Below are 17,998 nucleotides of genomic sequence, written 5' to 3'. Positions count from 1 at the left end.
AAAGCGAGTCAGCGGGCGTTGAGTATGGCGATGCGCGTCGCGACCTCGGGCGTGGCGAGCGATCGCGCGAGCGTATCGGGCAGGCGACGACGCCAGTTCGGATGCTCATCGATGGTGCCGGGGAGATTGGGCTGCTCGTCCAGCCCCAGCAGATCTTCGACCGGCACGATGGCCAGCGGACACGGCGTTTCCGCGACGGCGGCGATGGCGGCATCGACCGCAGGGGCGGGTTCGTCGGGCTCCGGGGCGCCATTGCCGATTGTTTGCCATAGGGCGGTGCGTTCCCGGGCACGGTCCGCGCCGTCCTCTGGCGAGACGGGCCGCCCGGCGATCCGCGCGCGCCATTCCAGATCGCGGCCCTTCCACCATCCGGCAACGGTCGCGATGTCGTGGGTGGCCGTCATCGCGATCGCCTGCTCGCTCCACGTCTCGGGCGGAAGGAACGCGCCGTCCGCATCCCGCTCGAACGGCAGGACGCGCATGCCGAGCATTCCGGCCTTGGCCATGATGTCGCGAAAGCCGGGCGGCACGGTGCCCAAGTCCTCACCGATCACGATCGCTCCGCGCCCCTGATTGGCCCGATGCGCCTCGATCCGCAGGATGCGCAGCATGTCGGCAAAGGGCATCGCCAGATAGGCACCCTGATCGGCCGGAGCGCCGTCCGGCACGACCCAGAGTCGACATAGCCCCAACGCATGGTCGATGCGGATGCCGCCAGCATGCGCGAAGACCGCACGCAGCGTACCGATGAACGGTGCAAAGCCCTGCCGCCGCAGCGCGAAGGGCGACAGCGCGGTGATCCCCCAATTCTGGCCATCGGGACCGAGCGGATCGGGCGGGGCACCGATCGACAGGCCGCTCAGCAACTCGCCGCGTCGGCTCCAGCCGTCCGCGCCGTTCGTGGCAACACCGATGGCGAGGTCGGCAATCAGTCCGATCGCCATGCCATTGCCCCGCGCCGTGTCCGCCGCGTCGCGAAGCGCCCGGTCGGCCCACCATTGGGCAAAGGCGTAGAAGCGAATGGCGTCGACATGCTCGGCGGCAAAACGCGCGACCGCTTCGCTGGCGGGATCGCGATACTCTTCCGGCCAGTCAGGCCAGCCGCCCGCCCGGTCGCGGCCAAAGAAATAGGCGTGGAGCGCATCGAACTGCGCCTGCGATTCCAGCCGTTCGCCGCCCTCCGCCCGCCAGCGTTCGAAGGCTCGGCTTTGCACCGCGTCGAGCTGATCGTAAACGATGCGCAGGTCCCGCATCCGATCCGGCGCGGCGCTTTGCCAGTCGATCAGGGCAGGGGTGTCAGCCACCGGCTCGCCACCCGGGGCCAGCCACACGTTGCGGAACAACCGGCTGGACGGGGCATAGGGGCTGAAGCGCGCGGCGTCGGCGGGAAACAGCGCATGGACGGGGCTGACCGCCAGAGCGGCGGCACCGGCTCGGCCCAGCGACTTGGCGGCGCTGGCCAGACCGGCGAAGTCGCCAAAGGCACCGCCGCCTTCGCGCAAGGATGGTATCTGGACGGCGCTGCCCCAATGCCTGCCCGACGGTGGGGCCGGACAGCGGGGCGGGGCGATGGCGACCGTCCATTGCCGATCGCCCTGTTCCAGCCGGTGATAGCCGGGCTCGAGAATGGCCGGCAGCATTTGGCCCTGGACCGAAAGCGACACCGTTTCACCACCCTCCAGCGTCAGCAGCGCTGTCCCATCACGGTAGATGTCGGGAAGGGGGATTTGCTCGCCGAGTTCACCCGAGACGAACACAGGCTCACCGACATCGGTATCGAGCCGATCAAGGATCGCCGCCAGCGCCTCGTCGGAGACGGTCTGGTCCTGTCCCTTGGCGTCCTGCCAGTGACGTGACAGCCCGGCGGCTTCGGCGCGGGTGTGGAGGTCGCTCATTCGGCGATCCATGCGGCGAAGCGATCGCCTTCCTGGTAGATCAACTGGCCTTCATCCACGGCGATCGCCTCGGGCGCTTCGCCCAGATCGATCAGGATGGTCAGCGTCGCGCCATCGGCCATGCGCCAGCGCGCCTTGACCCGGGCGGGCCCGATCACGTCCGCCGCCAGACCCACCGCACCCTTCAAGCGCGGCATGATATGCACCTGCCGGAGCGCCAGCAGTTCGCGGTATAACGCACGCCACTCCCCGGCCTGGGGACCGGGCTCGGGGATCGAGCTGTCGAAAGTGCTGCGGGCATTGGGGTCTGGAATGCGTTGACGCGCTTCCTCGTCGGCAAATGCGTCGAACTTGGCGAACTCGCGTCGGCGCCCTTCGCGCACCGCATCGGCCAGTTCGTCATGGAAGTCGGTGAAAAACAGGAACGGGCTTTCGCTTCCCTCATCCTCGCCCATGAACAGCAGCGGGATTTGCGGACCGAGCAGCAGCAACGCGGTCGCCGCGCGCAGCCGCTCGCGATCGGTCAGGCGGATCAGCCGGTCGCCCATCGCCCGGTTGCCGACCTGATCATGGTTCTGAAGAAAAGCGACAAAGGCCGTGCTGGGCAGATCGCCCGACGGTTTGCCACGAGGCTTGCCGTCATGATTGGGCGATCCTTCACCCTGATAGATGAAGCCCTCTTTCAGGCAGCGCGCCAACCGCTCGGCCGCATGATCGGCGAAGTCGCCATAATAGGCGCTGGTCTCGCCGGTCAGCAGGACGTGCAGGACGTTGTGGAAATCGTCGTTCCACTGGGCGTCATAACAACCGGCGCGCAGGCGATCGGCGTCGTTCTTCTCATTCTCCAGTACCAGATGGACGTGCCGTTCGGGCAGGGCAGCGCGGATCTCGCTCGCCATCCGGTCGAGGAAGCCGTCATTCTCGATGGTGTGAACCGCATCGAAGCGTAAGCCGTCGATGCGATAATCGCGCAGCCACATCAGGGCATTGTCGACAAAGAAACGGTGTACCGGATCGGCATCCACCGCCACCGCGCCGCCCCAGGGCGTGTCGACCTCTTTGTGGAAGAAGGCGCTGGCATAGGCGTTCAGATAATTTCCGTCCGGCCCGAAGTGGTTATACACCACGTCCAGGAAGACCGAAATGCCCAGGCCATGCGCCGTGTCGATCAGTGTCTTCAGCTCGGCGGGTGAGCCATAGGGCTCGGCCACGGCATAGGGCAGGACGCCGTCATAGCCCCAATTGCGGGTGCCGCCGAATGCGTTGACCGGCATCAGCTCGATCGCGGTGATCCCAGAGGCCGCGATGGCGGGCAGCTTCTGTCGAATGCCCTCAAAGCCACCCAGCGTCCCGACATGGACTTCGAGCAACACCGTTTCCTCCCATGGCCGCCCACGCCATTCCGTGGCGCTCCAGGCGAAGGCCGGGTCGACCACCACGCTCCAGCCATGGACACCGCCCGCCTGAAGCCGGGAGGCGGGGTCGGGCACCGCCAACTCCTTGTCCAGGCGGAAGCGATAGCGGCTTCCCGCGGCGGCTGGGGCGGTGGCGGAAAACCATCCCTCTTCGTCGCGATCCATCGATACCGAGGGCGCGCCATCGATCTCCAGCGTCACCGCGTCACGATCCGGCGCCCAGAGCCGGAACAGCGTATCCGCGCCCTCGCGCAGTTCAGGCCCCCAGTTCGTCATGCCTCGACCGTGTCCCGCCAGGTGATGAGCACCGCGCTCTGCGGTCCGACCTCATAGCTGTCGCCGATCTCGACCTCGCCCTGTTCGGGCTTGGCACTGTCGATCAGGACGGTGCGCGCGGCATGGGGCGGGGGCAGGGTGAAGGTGATCGGATCGGGCGAGGCATTGAGCAGCAGCGAAACCGCCTCGACGCCGCCATCCTCGGTCGCGGACGCGCGCCGCATCATCAGGGCACGACCCTCGGGGTTGTCCCAATCCTCGGGGCTCAGCTGCTCGCCGCGCTCGTCCCACCATTCGATGTCGTTGATGCCATGGCCTGGCGTGTCCTGCCCATAGAGGAAGCTGGGCGAGCGAAGGACGGGATAGCGGCGGCGCAATTCGGCCAGTCGCGCGGTGAAGGCGATCATCCCCTCACCCTCGTCCGATGCCGCAGCCTTCCAGTCGAGCCAGCTGATCTCGTTATCCTGGCAATAGGCGTTGTTGTTGCCATGTTGCGTGCGGCCGAACTCGTCGCCCGCCACGATCATCGGCGTGCCCAGCGAGGCAAGCAGGGTCGTCATCATCGAGCGCATCACACGACCACGCGCCGCCTTGATATTCTCGTCCTCGGTCGGCCCCTCGGCACCCCAGTTGCACGAGTAATTTTCCGAATGGCCGTCGCGATTGTCTTCCTTGTTCGCTTCGTTGTGACGCTGTTCGTACATGACGGTATCGGCGAGGGTGAACCCGTCATGGGCGGCGAGCATATTCAGGCTGGCCCAGGGACGCCGCGCGCGACGGTCGAACAGGTCTCCCGAGCCGGACAGCCGTGCCGCCAGATCGCCGCGCTGGCCGGAATCGCCGCGCCAGAATTTGCGCACCGTGTCGCGATACTTGTCGTTCCATTCCGAAAAGCCCGGCGGAAAATTGCCGAGCTGATAGCCGCCCGGCCCGACATCCCATGGCTCCGTCAGCAGCTTTAGCCGCCCGAGCACCGGGTCCTGCCGCAGCACGTCGAAGAACGCTGCACCCGGATCGAAACCCGTCGCCTCGCGCCCCAAGGTCAGGCCGAGGTCGAAGCGGAAGCCGTCGATCCCGAAGCTCGTCGCCCAATAGCGCAGCGAGTCCGTCACCATCTGGATCACCCGCGCCTTGGACAGGTTCAGCGTATTGCCGGTGCCGGTATCGTTGATCGTATAGCGCGGCTGATCCTGGACCAACCGGTAATAGCTGGCATTGTCCAGCCCGCGCCACGACAGCGTCGGTCCCTTCTCCGACCCCTCGCAGGTGTGGTTGTAGACGACGTCGAGAATGACCTCGATCCCCGCCTTGTGCAGCTTGTGGACCGCGCGACGCAGCTCGTCCTGAGTATCGGTCGCGAAATAGGCCTGCTCGGGCGCGAAGAAGCCGAGGGTGTTGTAACCCCAATAATTGCGCAGGCCCTTTTCCTGAAGAAAACGGTCCTGGGTAAAGCTGTGGATCGGCAGAAGTTCGATCGCAGTCACGCCGATGCGCTTCAGGTGCTTGATGACCGCCGGATGGCCGAGCCCTGCATAGGTGCCCCGCTCGCGCGGGGGAACCAGTTCCATCAGCTTGGTCAGGCCCTTCACATGGGCTTCATAGATGACCGTTTCGGACCAGGGCGTGTTCGGCTTCACGTCGCGGGACCAGTCGAAATGATCGTCGACCACCACGGCCTTGGGCATGGCTGCGGCGCTGTCGCGCTTGTCGAAGCTCAGATCCTCTTTCTTCGACCGGATCTGATAGCCGTGCAGAGCGTCGGTCCACTTGATCTCGCCGTACAGCTTGCGGGCATAGGGGTCGAGAAGCAGCTTGTTCGGGTTAAACCGATGCCCGGCCTCCGGCTCATAACGACCATGCGCGCGATAGCCATAGAGCAGACCCGGCCCGACATCGGGCAGATAGCCGTGCCATACCTCGTCGGTGCACTCGGGCAGCGTGTAGCGCTTCAGCTCGCGCTTCCCCTGTGGGTCGAAAATACACAGTTCGATCCGGTCGGCATTGGCGGAAAAGACGGCAAAATTCACCCCTTCGCCGTCGAAGCTGGCGCCCAGCGGATAGGCGGAGCCGGGCAGTATCTGTTCGGGCAAATCGGTCAAAGGGGCTCTCCGGCAAAAGTCGAACGACTATGCGTGTGGCAGTTTTGATAGGAAGCGGGGTGCTATGGCCCGGTGGCATCCCGCGAAAGGAAGCCACCGAGCATAGGTCATGCGGTCTTGGCGCGGGGCTTTCGGGGCGCCTTGGGCTTCGGCTCCGCCGCGATGGTCTGCGGCGCAGCGTCGGCCTTTTTCCGCCGTGTGGCCGGTTTGGCCGGGGCGGCAGGTTCGTCCGGGACCACTTCGGTCAACTCTCGTTCGGCCTGCTCCCAATGGTCGCGGTCACGACCATGCGGTTCGCCTTCCGACTGCCAGATGCCATATGCGCGTTGCCGAAGCTGTTCTTCCCGGTCTTCCATCGTCACCTCCCTATCGTGACTCGCAAACTGTTATCGCGAGCGTAACGATTGGATCGGCCATAACGCTCCCCGAAAAACGCGTTGATGCGGATCAGTCGCCCGTCGGGGATTTCGCCTTCACCTGTTCGGGCGGGGTGACGGCCGACAGGGTCTGGAGCTGAGTGGCCGGGTCGATCCGGCGTGTGCGGGTGAAGGGCGGCAATTCGACGCGTCCGCCAGTCTTCATCGCGGTCACGATCCCTTCGATGACGCGCAGGTCGGACAGGCCTTCCTCGGCGTCAGGCTCGGGATCGCGGTCGTTCAGGATGCAATCCGAGAAATAGCGCATTTCGCCGCCGAAATGGTCGGTATGCTTGAACTTCTCGTGGCTCTGCTTGTCGCCGATGGTCAGGTTCTGCTCGATCGCCGACTGGAAACCATAGGCCGGGCTCATATGGATCGAACCCTTCATGCCCGCGACGATCAGGCTGTCGATATTGTTCATCGCATAGCTGACCGTGAAGCTGGCCAATTTGTCGCCCGGCATCCGCAGTACGACTGCGAAGGTATCGTCCAGATCGCCCAGGCCTGCGCTCGGCTGGCGCGTGGCGACTGCGCTCTCGACGGCGACCGGCTCGGCCCCGAACAGATAGCGGATGGCGTTGATGGGGTAGGGGGCCATGTCGAACAGCGGCCCGGCCTCCAGCCCGTGCTTGGCCCGATGATTATCGGGATCGAGCTTCTGACCGAAACAGGAGGTGAAGCCGACCAACTCGCCCAGTTCGCCATTGCGGATCTTCTCGATCGCATCGAGCGTGCCCGGCTCGAAGTGCAGGCGATAGGCCGTCATCAGCTTGGCCTTGGAACGCCGCTCGGCATCCTGGATCGCACGCGCCTTCTCGCTCGAAATCTCCAGCGGCTTTTCGCACAGGACATGGATACCGGCGTCGAGCGCGGGGATGGCGAACTCCGCATGGCGCCAGTTCGGCGTGCCAAGATAGATCGCATCGCAGACCCCGGCGGTCAGCAGCTTGTCGAACTCGTTATAGGAATAGACATGCTCGACACCGTATTTCTCGGCAAGGAGCCTGCCTTTTTCCGCATCGCCCGTGACGATCGCGGTCAGCTCCGAATTGCCGGTGTGCTTGATACCAGGCAGCATTGCCGATTGCGTGATGTCGCCCGCGCCAACGACCGCATAGCGAACCTTCTTCGTGCCGAAACCGAATGCCGATGCCAGGCTCATGGCCGTTCTCCCAAATATAAGACGCCAAATCTCGTAACGATTGCTGCAACGCGCCAATCCGGGGAAGGTCCCACGGAGATATTATGGTTTTGGCGAGTTTCCATCGCCTAACCTGCATCAACGGAGACGCGCCCTCGTGACTTTACCCGATCAGCATCCCGAGCCGCTTCGTGACGCCGACGGGTTTCTGGACCTCGAAAACTATGCCGCGCTGGGCGACGGGCGCAGTGTCGCTTTGAGCGGTGCGGATGGAGCCATCGACTGGTGGTGCGTACCCAATATGGACTCCGCACCCCTATTCGACCAACTGCTCGACGGGGAACGGGGCGGCACGTTTTCCATCACGCCGGTCGAACCGTTTACCGTCGAGCGACGCTATCGGCCCGACAGCAATGTGCTGGAGACGATCTTCATCACGGCAAGCGGCCGAGCCAAGCTGGTGGAATCGCTGAATAGCGGCCCGGCGGGGCGGCTGCCCTGGGCGGAGCTGGCGCGGCGCGTAGAGGGGCTGGACGGCTTTGTCCGCTTCGCCATCACCCTGCGCTTCAGCCGCCGGGCCGATACGGTCAGCCCCTATTTCGCGCCTGCGGGTGGCCACAACGTCTTTCACGTCGACCGGGTGCTGGGCGTGTTCCGCCATTGCGGGGGCGTGACGATCGATACGGTCGAGGACGGCCTGGTCACCGGCACGGCAGCGGTCAGGCCGGGGGATCGCGCCCGGATCGCCATCATCGCAGGCGAGGACGAGCCGCTGGTCTGCCAGGATATCGAGCAGATCGACGCGCGGATTGACCTGTCGGATTTCGAATGGCGGCAATGGACCCAGGGGCTGAAGGTGCCGGAGATGTACCGTGACCGCATCCTGCGCAGCGCGCTGGCGCTCAAGCTGCTGCTCTATTCACCGACAGGCGCGATCACGGCGGCGGCGACCACCTCGTTGCCAGAGGGGATCGGCGGCAAGAAGAATTACGACTATCGCTACGCCTGGGTCCGCGACGCAGGCTATACGATCAAGGCGTTCCTGCGCATCGGCGCGCATGGCGAGGCGAAGGCCGCCTTTACCTGGTTGCTCAAGCGGCTTGGCGAGGGGGATCCACAGGTCTGCTACACGCTGGACGGCTGTCCTGTCCCGGCAGAGCGTGAAATCGCCGTCAGTGGCTATCGACATTCCAAGCCGGTGCGCGTCGGCAATCTGGCGGGCGGCCAGCACCAGCACGGCATCTACGGCGACATTTTCGAGACTGCGAGCCGCTTTGTCGCGTGCGGCAATTTCCTCGACACCTCCAGCGCCGAGACGCTGTCGCATCTGGCCGATGCCTGCGCCGATCACTGGCGGCTTCCCGATGCGGGCATCTGGGAACTGCCTGAGGAACAGCATTACACCATGTCCAAGATCAGCTGCTGGCAGGCACTGGCTCGCGCGGTCGAGCTGGCGGACGAAGGACAGATCCCGACCACCTGCCGCGACCGCTGGGCCCGCGAGCGCGACCGGATCGAGGCATGGATCGGCGAGCATTGCTGGTCGGAAAAGCGCGGTGCCTATCTGATGCATCCCGACAGCGACGCGCTGGATGCCAGCCTGGCTTTGGCCGTACGCTTCCGTTTTGATGGGCAGGATCGTCTGGCGCGGACACTGGACGCGCTGGACAAAGAGCTTGCGTCGGGCGCTTTCCATTATCGCTATACCGGCGTCGAGAAGGAAGAGGGCTGTTTCCTCGCCTGCACCTTCTGGATGATCGAGGCCCGCGCGATCCTAGGCCAGCACGAGGTCGCTCAAGCTGCGTTCGACGCCGCGACCGAGGCGTTGGATAGCCATGGGGCGGGGCTCTATGCCGAGATGATCGACCCCAAGACGGGGCATTATCTGGGAAACATGCCGCAGGGGCTTACCCATCTTGCGGTCATCCAGGCCGCAGCAACCTTGGCTGGCGAGGAACTGTAGTCTGTAGTGGTGGCGCCTAATCCGTGTCACAGCCCTGCTGCGCAAATCCTGTACCTTGTCGGGATTTGCGCAGCGGGATGGTCAGCGGTTCGGCCGACTGGTCTACTCAGTCGAGATCGTTCTCACTGACGACGACTAGCGATTGTTGCATGTCACGGCCGAGCGCAGTCAGCGCCGCTTCGAGAATGTCGTTGGAATAGCGCTCGAATAGCTCGACCGCGTCGCCTTCAGGCACGTCCCCACTCAGCGCTTCCAGCATGTCATACTGGACCGCAAACTGATATTCCTCACCGTCGAGTTCCCCAACGAACTCGACCTGCCGGTCCGAGACATTGTCCTCGACCGTGCCGCTTACGATCGTCAGCGCTTCTTCCGCCATGGCATTCCTTCCCAAAAGTGGCTGCGTCGGGGACGCCGCAAACGGCGTCGGGTTCCCTGAACTCCGGCTTATTTGACCCGGCGCCAGCGCTGTTCGCGGCAACCCAGGCTGCCCAACAGGCATCCCTCGCCGACGAGCGTGCGGGCGTCGATCTGGGTGATCGTGCCCTGAACCTCCCGGCCGATATCGGGAACATAGACCGTACCCGACCAGCGGCCCGGCTCTTCCTCCTCGAAATCGCTGAACAGCTGCGTGCCGACCAGTCGTGGCGAGCCGCCCCGCGCGGCGTCCGCCTTGGCCTGCTCACTCGCCCAGACGACCGTCCCGCACATCAGTTCGGCATCGGGCCCGCGTCCGCAAGGCGCAAAGCGGACCTGCACCGTGTTCGACGGATTGGCCCAGGTCCCGGCCGGAACCCGCGCATCGGCGGCACTCGCCGTCAACCCGATACCCATGACGGCCGCCAGCATACCCGTCGCGCGTAAAACACCCATGCTCATTGCCAGTCCTATCCCGATGCAAGTCCTTGTCAGGAGAGGAATATGGGAAGCCGCCTGTATGAAAGCAAAACGGCCGACGGGTCGCCCCGCCGGCCGCTTCGATCGAACCAGAGCGGGTCGTATTACGACGCGCGCTTGGCAAGCTCCTTGTTGATGCCCAGCGCCGCCAGCGTGCCGATCGCACCCGACAGCAGATAGGCGCCAACCGCCACCAGCCCGAAATGGCTCGACAGCAACAATGCGGCGAGCGGCGCGAAGCCTGCACCGATCAGCCAAGCGAGATCCGACGTGATCGCCGCACCCGTATAGCGACGCAGCGGTGAGAAGCCCGAATTGATCGCACCCGAGGACTGGCCAAAGCCCAGGCCGAGCAGCAGGAAGCCCAGCACGATATAGATCGTCTCGCCGGTACCGCCCTGATCCAGCAGCGACGGCGCGAAGCCCGCAAAGGCGGCGATCGCGGCGGCCGACAGGCCCAGGAGCGTACGGCGACCGACCCGGTCGGCGATTTTGCCCGACGCCAGGATGGCGAACACGCCGACGATGCTGCCGATGATCTCGATCATCATGAAGTCCTGCGGGCGTTCCTTGTTGAACAGCACGACCCAGGACAGCGGGAACACGGTGACGATGTGGAACATCGCGAAGCTGGCCAGCGGCGCGAACGCACCCAGGAACACCGTACGACCCTCGGTGCTCAGCGTCTCGCCGACCGGCGCGGGCTGAAGCTCGCGGGTTTCGAACAGGCGCTGGAACTCGGGGGTCGCGACGATACGCAGGCGGGCAAAGAGCGCCACCACGTTGATCGCGAACGCCACGAAGAACGGGTAGCGCCAGCCCCAGTCGAGGAAGTCGGCGGTGCTGAGCGTCGTCAGGAAGAAGGCGAACAGGCCATTGGCAACCAGCAGGCCGAGCGGTGCGCCCAGCTGCGGGATCATCGCATACCAGCCGCGACGACGCTCCGGCGCGTTCAGCGACAGAAGCGAGGGCAGGCCGTCCCAGGCCCCACCCAGCGCGAGCCCCTGCATGATGCGGAAGATGCCGAGCAGCACGGCGGCCGAGGTGCCGATCTGCGCATAGCCGGGCAGGAAGGCGATTGCCATGGTCGAGCCACCGAGCAGGAACAGCGCGATGGTCAGCTTGACGCCACGACCCAGATTGCGGTCGACCGCCATGAAGATGAAGGTGCCGATCGGACGCGCGATGAACGCCAGCGAGAACAGCGCGAACGAATAGATCGTGCCGGTCAGCGCATCGACATACGGGAAGATCAGCGACGGGAACACCAGCACCGATGCGATGGCGTACACGAAGAAGTCGAAGAACTCCGACGTGCGCCCGATGATGACGCCGATGGCGATATCGCCCGGCGCGACGTGGTGCGGATCGCGGGCATTGACCAGCCGCGCGTCCCGCTCAAGGGGCGTCGAGGTCGATGCGGTTAACTCTGCGCTCATCAGCTGCCAGTCCTGACTTCTTCCAAGTTATTGAAGCGGATCAGTTGCAGTGCAAAAAGACCACGCATGACCGCCATTGTGCTGCGCCTATGCGCCTTTCCGGGCGATGGGGGGATTGGACAAACTGTCCAATGTGCGCAGGTGCAGCAAAGGCGTAGCGGCCCCTGTCATATGTCTCATTCGTCGAGCCTTGCGCGCCTGCGCCCTCTTCGCTGGGCCGCCTTGCCCCTCCTGGCCATGCTGGGGGGATGCGACGCGGTCGTGCTCAACCCTGCCGGTGACGTCGCCGTGCAGCAACGCGATCTGGTGCTGATCGCGACGGCCCTGATGCTGCTCATCATCATTCCGGTGATGGCGCTGACGGTGTTGTTCGCGTGGCGCTATCGCAAGAGCAATACCGAAGCCGAATATGATCCGGAATTCGACCACTCCACCATGCTGGAGCTGGTGATCTGGTCGGCACCGCTGCTTATCATCATCTGCCTGGGCGCGGTGACGTGGACCAGCACCCATCTGCTTGATCCCTATCGTCCGATCGAGCGCACCGCGCCGGGTCAGCCGGTTGCGGCGGGCGTCAAGCCGCTGGAGGTCCAGGTCGTCGCGCTCGACTGGAAGTGGCTGTTCATCTATCCGGAGCAGGGCATCGCGACGGTCAACGAGCTGGCGTTGCCGGTCGACCGGCCCGTCGAGTTCCGCCTGACCGGTACCTCGGTGATGAACGCCTTCTACGTCCCCGCGATGGCGGGCATGATCTACACCATGCCCGGCATGGAGACGAAGCTGCACGCGGTCATGAACCGCGAGGGCACGTTCAAGGGGCTGTCGTCGCACTATAGCGGCGCGGGCTTCTCGGGCATGAACTTCCCTGTCTTCGCGCTTCAGTCGAGCGGCTTCGACCAGTGGGTCGAGAAGGTGCGCACGTCGCAGGCCGGGCAGGGCAAGGGCCAGGGTCAGCTGACCCGCGCCGCCTTCCTGACCGTCGAGAAGCCGAGCGAGTATGTTCCTGCGATGTACTATAGCGGCGTTCAGGGCGGCCTGTTCGACCGCGTCGTCAACCGCTGCGTCGCGGACAATACCCCCTGCATGTCGGACGTGATGATGCACGACCGCATGACCGGTGGCGGCGATCCGCACAAGATGAACGTCGGCGAGGGCAATCCGCCCGTCAACAATACCGGCCCGATGCACGGTGAGCGGACAAAGGGTGCGCTCGAAAAGTCGCCCGAGGAAATCCAGACCTCGCCCCACCAGAGCAAGGAGCCGCTGCCGTCGAACGGCGTGCAGCAGCCGGGTGACATGAAGAACCGTCGCATGTCCTTCCTTTCCATCCCGCAGACCCCCGGCCCGCAGACCTTTGGTCATGCCGGTGCGGGTCGCGGCTGAGGCACGCCATCATGGAACACATCATAAAGACCATCTTCGGACGGCTATCGATCGAGTCGCTGCCGATCCACGAGCCCATCGTCGTCGGCACCTTCCTGGGCGTCGCGGTCGGCGGGATCGCGGTGCTGGCGCTCATCACCAAGTTCAAGCTGTGGGGCTATCTCTGGAAGGAGTGGTTCACCACGGTCGATCACAAGCGGATCGGGATCATGTACATGATCCTGGGCATCGTGATGCTGCTGCGCGGCTTTGCCGACGCGCTGATGATGCGCGGGCAGCAGGCGATCGCGTTCGGCGACAACCAGGGCTTCCTGAACTCGCACCACTATGATCAGGTGTTCACCGCCCACGGCGTCATCATGATCTTCTTCGTGGCGATGCCGATCATCACCGGCCTGATGAACTATGTCGTGCCGCTCCAGATCGGCGCACGCGACGTGTCCTTCCCGTATCTCAACAATCTGAGCTTCTGGATGACGGCGGGCGGCGTGGTGCTGGTGATGGCCTCGCTATTCATCGGCGAGTTCGCACGCACCGGCTGGTTGGCTTTCCCGCCCTTGTCGGAGCTTGATTTCAGTCCCGATGTCGGTGTCGACTATTATATCTGGGCGTTGCAGGTGGCGGGTGTCGGCACGACCCTGTCGGGCATCAACCTGATCGCGACCATCATCAAGATGCGCGCGCCGGGCATGACCATGATGAAGCTGCCGGTGTTCTGCTGGACCTCGCTGTGTGCGAACGTCCTGATCGTCGCCAGCTTCCCCGTGCTGACCGCCACGCTCGTCCTGCTGTCGCTCGACCGTTATGTCGGCACCAACTTCTTCACGAACAACCTCGGCGGCAACCCGATGATGTACGTGAACCTGATCTGGATCTGGGGTCACCCGGAGGTGTACATCCTGATCCTGCCGCTGTTCGGCGTGTTCTCGGAAGTCACCTCGACCTTCTCGGGCAAGCGTCTGTTCGGCTACACCTCGATGGTCTACGCCACGATCGTCATCACGATCCTGTCGTACCTGGTCTGGCTGCACCACTTCTTCACCATGGGTTCGGGTGCCAGCGTCAACTCGTTCTTCGGCATCACCACCATGGTGATCTCGATCCCGACGGGTGCGAAGATCTTCAACTGGCTGTTCACCATGTACAAGGGGCGCATCCGGTTCGAGCTGCCGATGATGTGGACCATCGCGTTCATGCTGACCTTCTCGATCGGTGGCATGACCGGCGTTCTGCTGGCCGTTCCGCCTGCCGACTTCGTGCTGCACAACTCGCTGTTCCTGATCGCGCACTTCCACAACGTGATCATCGGCGGCGTGCTGTTCGGCGCCTTCGCCGCGATCAACTACTGGTGGCCCAAGGCCTTCGGGTTCAAGCTCAACCAGTTCTGGGGCAAGGTGTCGTTCTGGCTGTGGGTCGTCGGCTTCTGGGTCGCCTTCACGCCGCTCTACATCATGGGTCTGATGGGCGTGACGCGTCGTCTGCACCATTTCGAGGACCCGTCGCTCCAGATCTACTTCATCGTCGCCCTGCTGGGTGCGCTGATGATCGCGGGTGGCATCGGCGCCTTCCTGGTCCAGATCGGCGTGTCGATCTGGAAGAAGGAAGAGCTGCGCGACGTGACGGGCGATCCCTGGGACGGCCGCACCCTGGAATGGGCGACCTCGTCGCCGCCGCCGGACTATAACTTCGCGTTCACGCCCGTCATCCATGAGCTGGATGCCTGGTACGACATGAAGGACAAGAAGGCGGAGGCGCCGGTGGACGGCTATCGTCCGATCCACATGCCGAAGAATACGGGCACCGGCGTCATCATCGCCGCCCTGTCGACGGCCGCCGGGTTCGGCATGATCTGGTACATGTGGTGGCTCGCTGCCCTGGGCCTGATCGGTGTCGTCGTCGTCGCCATCTGGCACACGTTCAACTATGACCGCGACTATTACATTCCCGTCGAGGAAGTCGTGGCTACGGAAAGCGAGCGGCGTCGTCTGCTCGGGCAGGGGGCCTGATCCATGTCGACCGACGTTCTGAGCGCCGATCCGGCCAAGAACCCGACCTATTATCTGGTCGAGGACGAGGATCATCATCACGAATCCGGTGGCTCGACGGCCATCGGCTTCTGGATGTACCTGATGAGCGACTGCCTCATCTTCGCCATCCTGTTCGCCACCTACGGCGTGCTGGGCACCAGCTATGCGGGCGGTCCGACCCCGCGGGAGATTTTCGAGCTCCCGCTGGTCGCGCTCAACACCTCGATGCTGCTGCTGTCGTCGATCACCTATGGCTTCGCCATGATCGCGATGGAGAAGAACCAGAAGTCGAACACGCTGATCTGGCTGGGCATCACCGGCCTGTTCGGTCTCGCCTTTCTGTCGATCGAACTCTACGAATTCGCCAACCTCATCCATGAGGGGGCGGGTCCGCAGCGTTCGGCCTTCCTGTCGTCCTTCTTTACGCTGGTCGGGACGCACGGTCTGCACGTCACCTTCGGTTCGATCTGGCTGGTCACGCTGATGGTGCAGGTCGGTCGCTTCGGCCTGATCGAGGCGAACAAACGCCGCCTGATGTGCCTGTCGATGTTCTGGCACTTCCTGGACGTCGTCTGGATCGGCGTCTTCACCTTTGTCTATTTGCTCGGAGTTCTCCGGTGAGCGCGCACAAGCCCCACGATCACGGCGATCACGCCAATCTGGACCATGATCTCCACTCGCATGGCGACACGCACGGTCATGGCTCGATGAAGGGCTATATGATCGGGTTCGTGCTGTCGGTGATCCTGACCGCTATCCCGTTCTGGGCGGTCATGACCGGCGCGCTGGGCGATACCCAGACGACCGCACTGGTCATCATGGGTCTGGCCTTCGTCCAGATCGTCGTCCACATGATCTACTTCCTCCACATGAACACCAAGTCGGAGGGTGGCTGGACGATGATGGCGCTGGTCTTTACGGCGGTGCTTGTCGTCATCACGCTCAGCGGATCGATCTGGGTCATGTATCACATGAACACCAACATGATGCCGGACATGGCCGCCCAGCTGGGCGGCGGCATGTAATGGCCGATGCTGGCGTGAGCGGCGAGCGGCGTGTCCGTTGGCCACTGACGCTGGCGATCCTGACCGCGATCGGCGTGGCGCTGATCGCGGTTTTCCTTTCGCTCGGGCTGTGGCAGTTGCAGCGCCGGGTTTGGAAGCTGAACCTTATCGCGACGGTGGAGGCGAGGCTCCAGGCCCCTCCCGTCGCGGCTCCCCCCACGGCTCAGGCCTCCGACGCCTATACCCGCGTGACGGCTGAGGGGCGTTTTCGCAACGACCGCGAAACCTATGTCCAGGCCGTGACCGAGCGCGGGCCGGGTTTCTGGGTACTGACGCCATTGGTCGGCCCCCGCTTCACCGTACTCGTCAATCGCGGCTTCGTGCCCGCCGAGAAGCGGGCCGATCATAGCCGCCCTGACGGCCCCGTTCGTGTCACCGGGCTGTTGCGCGTTACGGAGCCGGGTGGTGCCTTCCTCCGGTCGAACGATCCCGCTGCCGATCGCTGGTACTCGCGCGATGTCGCCGCGATTGCCGAGGCCAAGCGGCTTGGCCCGGTTGCTCCCTATTTCATCGACGCCGACAAAACGGCCAATCCCGGCGGGTATCCCGTCGGCGGGCTGACGGTCGTGGCGTTCCGGAACAGCCATCTTTCCTATGCCCTGACCTGGTTCGCGCTGGCGATCCTGACGGTGGTCGGCATCGTCATCCTCTGGCGGCGAGGTCGCGAGTGACCTCGGGCGATCCGCCCTTCCTGCCCTTTACCGTTCGCCCACGCGAGCCCGACGCGGCTGCGGGCACGGCCAATATGCGTCAGCTTATTCATCTGCGCTGGATGGCGGTGGCGGGGCAGCTGGTGACGATCCTGTTCGTCAACCGCGTCATGGGCGTCCAGCTCCCCATTCCGGCTATGATGGGCGTGCTGGTGATGGCGGCCGCGATCAATCTGCTCAGCCATTTCCGGCTGCGCTTCCACCGGATCACCAACACCGAACTCCTGTTCGCCCTGATGTTCGACGTCGGAACGCTGACGCTGCAGCTGTTTCTGGCGGGCGGTGCGACCAATCCGTTCATTTCGCTCTATCTGATCCAGGTGGTTCTGGGCGCGGTGCTGCTGGAGACATGGTCGGCCTGGGCGCTGGCGGGGATTACCGGGCTCTGCTTCGGACTGCTGTCGCTCCATCACCGGCCGCTCGCCTTTCCGCCATGGTTGTTCGGCGACATTGCCGGACTGCATACGCTGGGCAACTGGCTGGGCTTTGCGCTGGTCACCGGGTTGCTGATCCTGTTCGTTACCCGGATCAGCCACAATATGCGCCTCAGCGCCGCCCGGTTAGCGGACCTGCGTCAGCAGGCGTCGGAGGAGGAGCATATCGTCCGCATGGGCCTGCTCGCCTCGGGCGCGGCGCATGAGCTGGGCACCCCCTTGGCCAGTCTGTCGGTGATCCTCAGCGATTGGCGGCGCGTCCCCAAGCTGCGCGACGATGCCGAACTGATGGGCGAGATCGCCGAGATGCAGGCCGAGGTGCAACGCTGCAAGGCGATCGTGACCCGCATCCTGCAATCGGCAGGCGAACCGCGCGGCGAGGCGGCCGAACTGTCGGAGGTCGGACGCTTCATCGACACCATCGTCGACGAATGGCGACAGAGCCATGCCCAGGTCGCGCTCGACTACCAGCGGAGCGACGACGATGCCGCGATCGTCTCCGACCCCGCGATCAAGCAGGCGGTATGGAACGTCCTCGACAATGCGGCCGAAGCCTCGCCGCATTGGGTCGGCCTGACCGTCGCGCGCGAGGGCGGGGCGGTGGCGGTCCGCGTTACCGATCGCGGGCCGGGCTTTACCCCGGCAACATTGTCGCAGGTCGGACGACCGCAACAATCTACCAAGGGCGAGGGGCACGGCGTCGGGCTTTTCCTCGTGTCCAGTGTCGTCCGCAAGCTGGGCGGCCGGGTCGAGGCGGCGAACCGGGTCGAGGGTGGCGCGATCGTCACGCTCACCCTACCTTTGAGTATGATCGGCGTATCGGATCGGGAGTAGAG

The 17,998-nt window shown here is 64.3% G+C and carries 15 protein-coding genes; 7 read left to right on the top strand and 8 right to left on the bottom strand.

Going from position 1 to position 17,998, the window contains the following annotated elements; genetic code table 11:
• Positions 1 to 8: 8 nt before the first annotated feature.
• The 5 genes from malQ to GGQ89_RS04510 all read right to left on the bottom strand — a co-directional run bounded on the left by malQ (position 9) and on the right by GGQ89_RS04510 (position 7,266).
• A complete protein-coding gene (gene malQ / locus GGQ89_RS04530; RefSeq protein ID WP_184104416.1) occupies positions 9 to 1,895 on the bottom strand; it encodes a 4-alpha-glucanotransferase in 1,887 nt (628 codons plus the stop codon).
• Positions 1,892 to 3,586 (bottom strand): malto-oligosyltrehalose trehalohydrolase, encoded by a 1,695-nt coding sequence (gene treZ / locus GGQ89_RS04525; RefSeq protein ID WP_184104414.1) that lies wholly within the window; start codon positions 3,584 to 3,586, stop codon positions 1,892 to 1,894. Before treZ ends, malQ begins: the two co-directional genes overlap by 4 nt.
• On the bottom strand, positions 3,583 to 5,685 hold the full coding sequence (gene glgX, locus GGQ89_RS04520; protein WP_184104412.1) for a glycogen debranching protein GlgX: 2,103 nt from the start codon (positions 5,683 to 5,685) through the stop codon (positions 3,583 to 3,585). The genes treZ and glgX overlap by 4 nt, the downstream gene beginning before the upstream one ends.
• Before the next feature lie 107 nt (positions 5,686 to 5,792).
• Positions 5,793 to 6,041, bottom strand: coding sequence for a DUF2934 domain-containing protein (locus GGQ89_RS04515; protein WP_184104410.1), 249 nt, complete (start codon positions 6,039 to 6,041; stop codon positions 5,793 to 5,795).
• A 91-nt stretch (positions 6,042 to 6,132) separates the two neighbouring features.
• Positions 6,133 to 7,266: a Gfo/Idh/MocA family protein gene (locus GGQ89_RS04510; protein ID WP_184104408.1), complete on the bottom strand. Its 1,134-nt coding sequence runs from the start codon at positions 7,264 to 7,266 to the stop codon at positions 6,133 to 6,135.
• A gap of 136 nt (positions 7,267 to 7,402) precedes the next feature.
• Between GGQ89_RS04510 and GGQ89_RS04505 the strand changes: the two genes are divergently transcribed.
• The gene (locus GGQ89_RS04505) at positions 7,403 to 9,208 is read left to right on the top strand and encodes a glycoside hydrolase family 15 protein (RefSeq protein WP_184104406.1); all 1,806 of its coding nucleotides are present in this window, start codon (positions 7,403 to 7,405) and stop codon (positions 9,206 to 9,208) included.
• A gap of 106 nt (positions 9,209 to 9,314) precedes the next feature.
• On the opposite strand, the gene GGQ89_RS04500 is transcribed toward GGQ89_RS04505, so the two are convergent.
• The 3 genes from GGQ89_RS04500 to GGQ89_RS04490 all read right to left on the bottom strand — a co-directional run bounded on the left by GGQ89_RS04500 (position 9,315) and on the right by GGQ89_RS04490 (position 11,544).
• Positions 9,315 to 9,587: a DUF1488 family protein gene (locus GGQ89_RS04500; RefSeq protein WP_184104404.1), complete on the bottom strand. Its 273-nt coding sequence runs from the start codon at positions 9,585 to 9,587 to the stop codon at positions 9,315 to 9,317.
• A gap of 68 nt (positions 9,588 to 9,655) precedes the next feature.
• Complete coding sequence (locus GGQ89_RS04495; RefSeq protein ID WP_237243356.1) at positions 9,656 to 10,087, bottom strand: DUF2147 domain-containing protein; 432 nt, start codon at positions 10,085 to 10,087, stop codon at positions 9,656 to 9,658.
• Positions 10,088 to 10,209: 122 nt separating this feature from the next.
• A complete protein-coding gene (locus GGQ89_RS04490) occupies positions 10,210 to 11,544 on the bottom strand; it encodes an MFS transporter (protein WP_056434934.1) in 1,335 nt (444 codons plus the stop codon).
• A 171-nt stretch (positions 11,545 to 11,715) separates the two neighbouring features.
• Between GGQ89_RS04490 and cyoA the strand changes: the two genes are divergently transcribed.
• From cyoA to GGQ89_RS04460, 6 genes are read left to right on the top strand one after another with little or no spacing between them, the layout of a single operon-like run.
• Complete coding sequence (cyoA, locus tag GGQ89_RS04485) at positions 11,716 to 12,927, top strand: ubiquinol oxidase subunit II (RefSeq protein ID WP_276208918.1); 1,212 nt, start codon at positions 11,716 to 11,718, stop codon at positions 12,925 to 12,927.
• 11 nt (positions 12,928 to 12,938) lie between these two features.
• Positions 12,939 to 14,933, top strand: a complete 1,995-nt coding sequence (gene cyoB / locus GGQ89_RS04480; RefSeq protein WP_076716229.1) for a cytochrome o ubiquinol oxidase subunit I — start codon at positions 12,939 to 12,941, stop codon at positions 14,931 to 14,933.
• Positions 14,934 to 14,936: 3 nt separating this feature from the next.
• Entirely contained in the window at positions 14,937 to 15,575 is a 639-nt protein-coding gene (cyoC, locus tag GGQ89_RS04475; RefSeq protein WP_007403230.1) for a cytochrome o ubiquinol oxidase subunit III, read from the top strand.
• Positions 15,572 to 15,979, top strand: coding sequence for a cytochrome o ubiquinol oxidase subunit IV (gene cyoD, locus GGQ89_RS04470; protein WP_380773266.1), 408 nt, complete (start codon positions 15,572 to 15,574; stop codon positions 15,977 to 15,979). The genes cyoC and cyoD overlap by 4 nt, the downstream gene beginning before the upstream one ends.
• Positions 15,979 to 16,689, top strand: coding sequence for an SURF1 family protein (locus GGQ89_RS04465; RefSeq protein ID WP_184104400.1), 711 nt, complete (start codon positions 15,979 to 15,981; stop codon positions 16,687 to 16,689). The genes cyoD and GGQ89_RS04465 overlap by 1 nt, the downstream gene beginning before the upstream one ends.
• Positions 16,686 to 17,996, top strand: a complete 1,311-nt coding sequence (locus GGQ89_RS04460; protein ID WP_380773264.1) for an ATP-binding protein — start codon at positions 16,686 to 16,688, stop codon at positions 17,994 to 17,996. Before GGQ89_RS04465 ends, GGQ89_RS04460 begins: the two co-directional genes overlap by 4 nt.
• Positions 17,997 to 17,998 lie beyond the last annotated feature (2 nt).

Source organism: Sphingomonas yabuuchiae, from assembly GCF_014199595.1.
Lineage (GTDB): Bacteria > Pseudomonadota > Alphaproteobacteria > Sphingomonadales > Sphingomonadaceae > Sphingomonas > Sphingomonas yabuuchiae.
The sequence above is the reverse complement of the archived record's forward strand: the minus strand, read 5'-3'. Positions and strand labels throughout refer to the sequence as shown.

Bases quoted from the DNA above. Each gene is read 5' to 3' on its own strand.
- malQ (WP_184104416.1), bottom strand. From the start codon at position 1,895: ATGAGCGACCTCCACACCCGCGCCGAAGCCGCCGGGCTGTCACGTCAC.
- GGQ89_RS04500 (WP_184104404.1), bottom strand. From the start codon at position 9,587: ATGGCGGAAGAAGCGCTGACGATCGTAAGCGGCACGGTCGAGGACAAT.
- GGQ89_RS04465 (WP_184104400.1), top strand. From the start codon at position 15,979: ATGGCCGATGCTGGCGTGAGCGGCGAGCGGCGTGTCCGTTGGCCACTG.
- cyoB (WP_076716229.1), top strand. From the start codon at position 12,939: ATGGAACACATCATAAAGACCATCTTCGGACGGCTATCGATCGAGTCG.
- cyoA (WP_276208918.1), top strand. From the start codon at position 11,716: ATGTCTCATTCGTCGAGCCTTGCGCGCCTGCGCCCTCTTCGCTGGGCC.
- GGQ89_RS04495 (WP_237243356.1), bottom strand. From the start codon at position 10,087: ATGAGCATGGGTGTTTTACGCGCGACGGGTATGCTGGCGGCCGTCATG.
- treZ (WP_184104414.1), bottom strand. From the start codon at position 3,586: ATGACGAACTGGGGGCCTGAACTGCGCGAGGGCGCGGATACGCTGTTC.
- GGQ89_RS04515 (WP_184104410.1), bottom strand. From the start codon at position 6,041: ATGGAAGACCGGGAAGAACAGCTTCGGCAACGCGCATATGGCATCTGG.
- cyoC (WP_007403230.1), top strand. From the start codon at position 14,937: ATGTCGACCGACGTTCTGAGCGCCGATCCGGCCAAGAACCCGACCTAT.
- GGQ89_RS04490 (WP_056434934.1), bottom strand. From the start codon at position 11,544: ATGAGCGCAGAGTTAACCGCATCGACCTCGACGCCCCTTGAGCGGGAC.
- GGQ89_RS04510 (WP_184104408.1), bottom strand. From the start codon at position 7,266: ATGAGCCTGGCATCGGCATTCGGTTTCGGCACGAAGAAGGTTCGCTAT.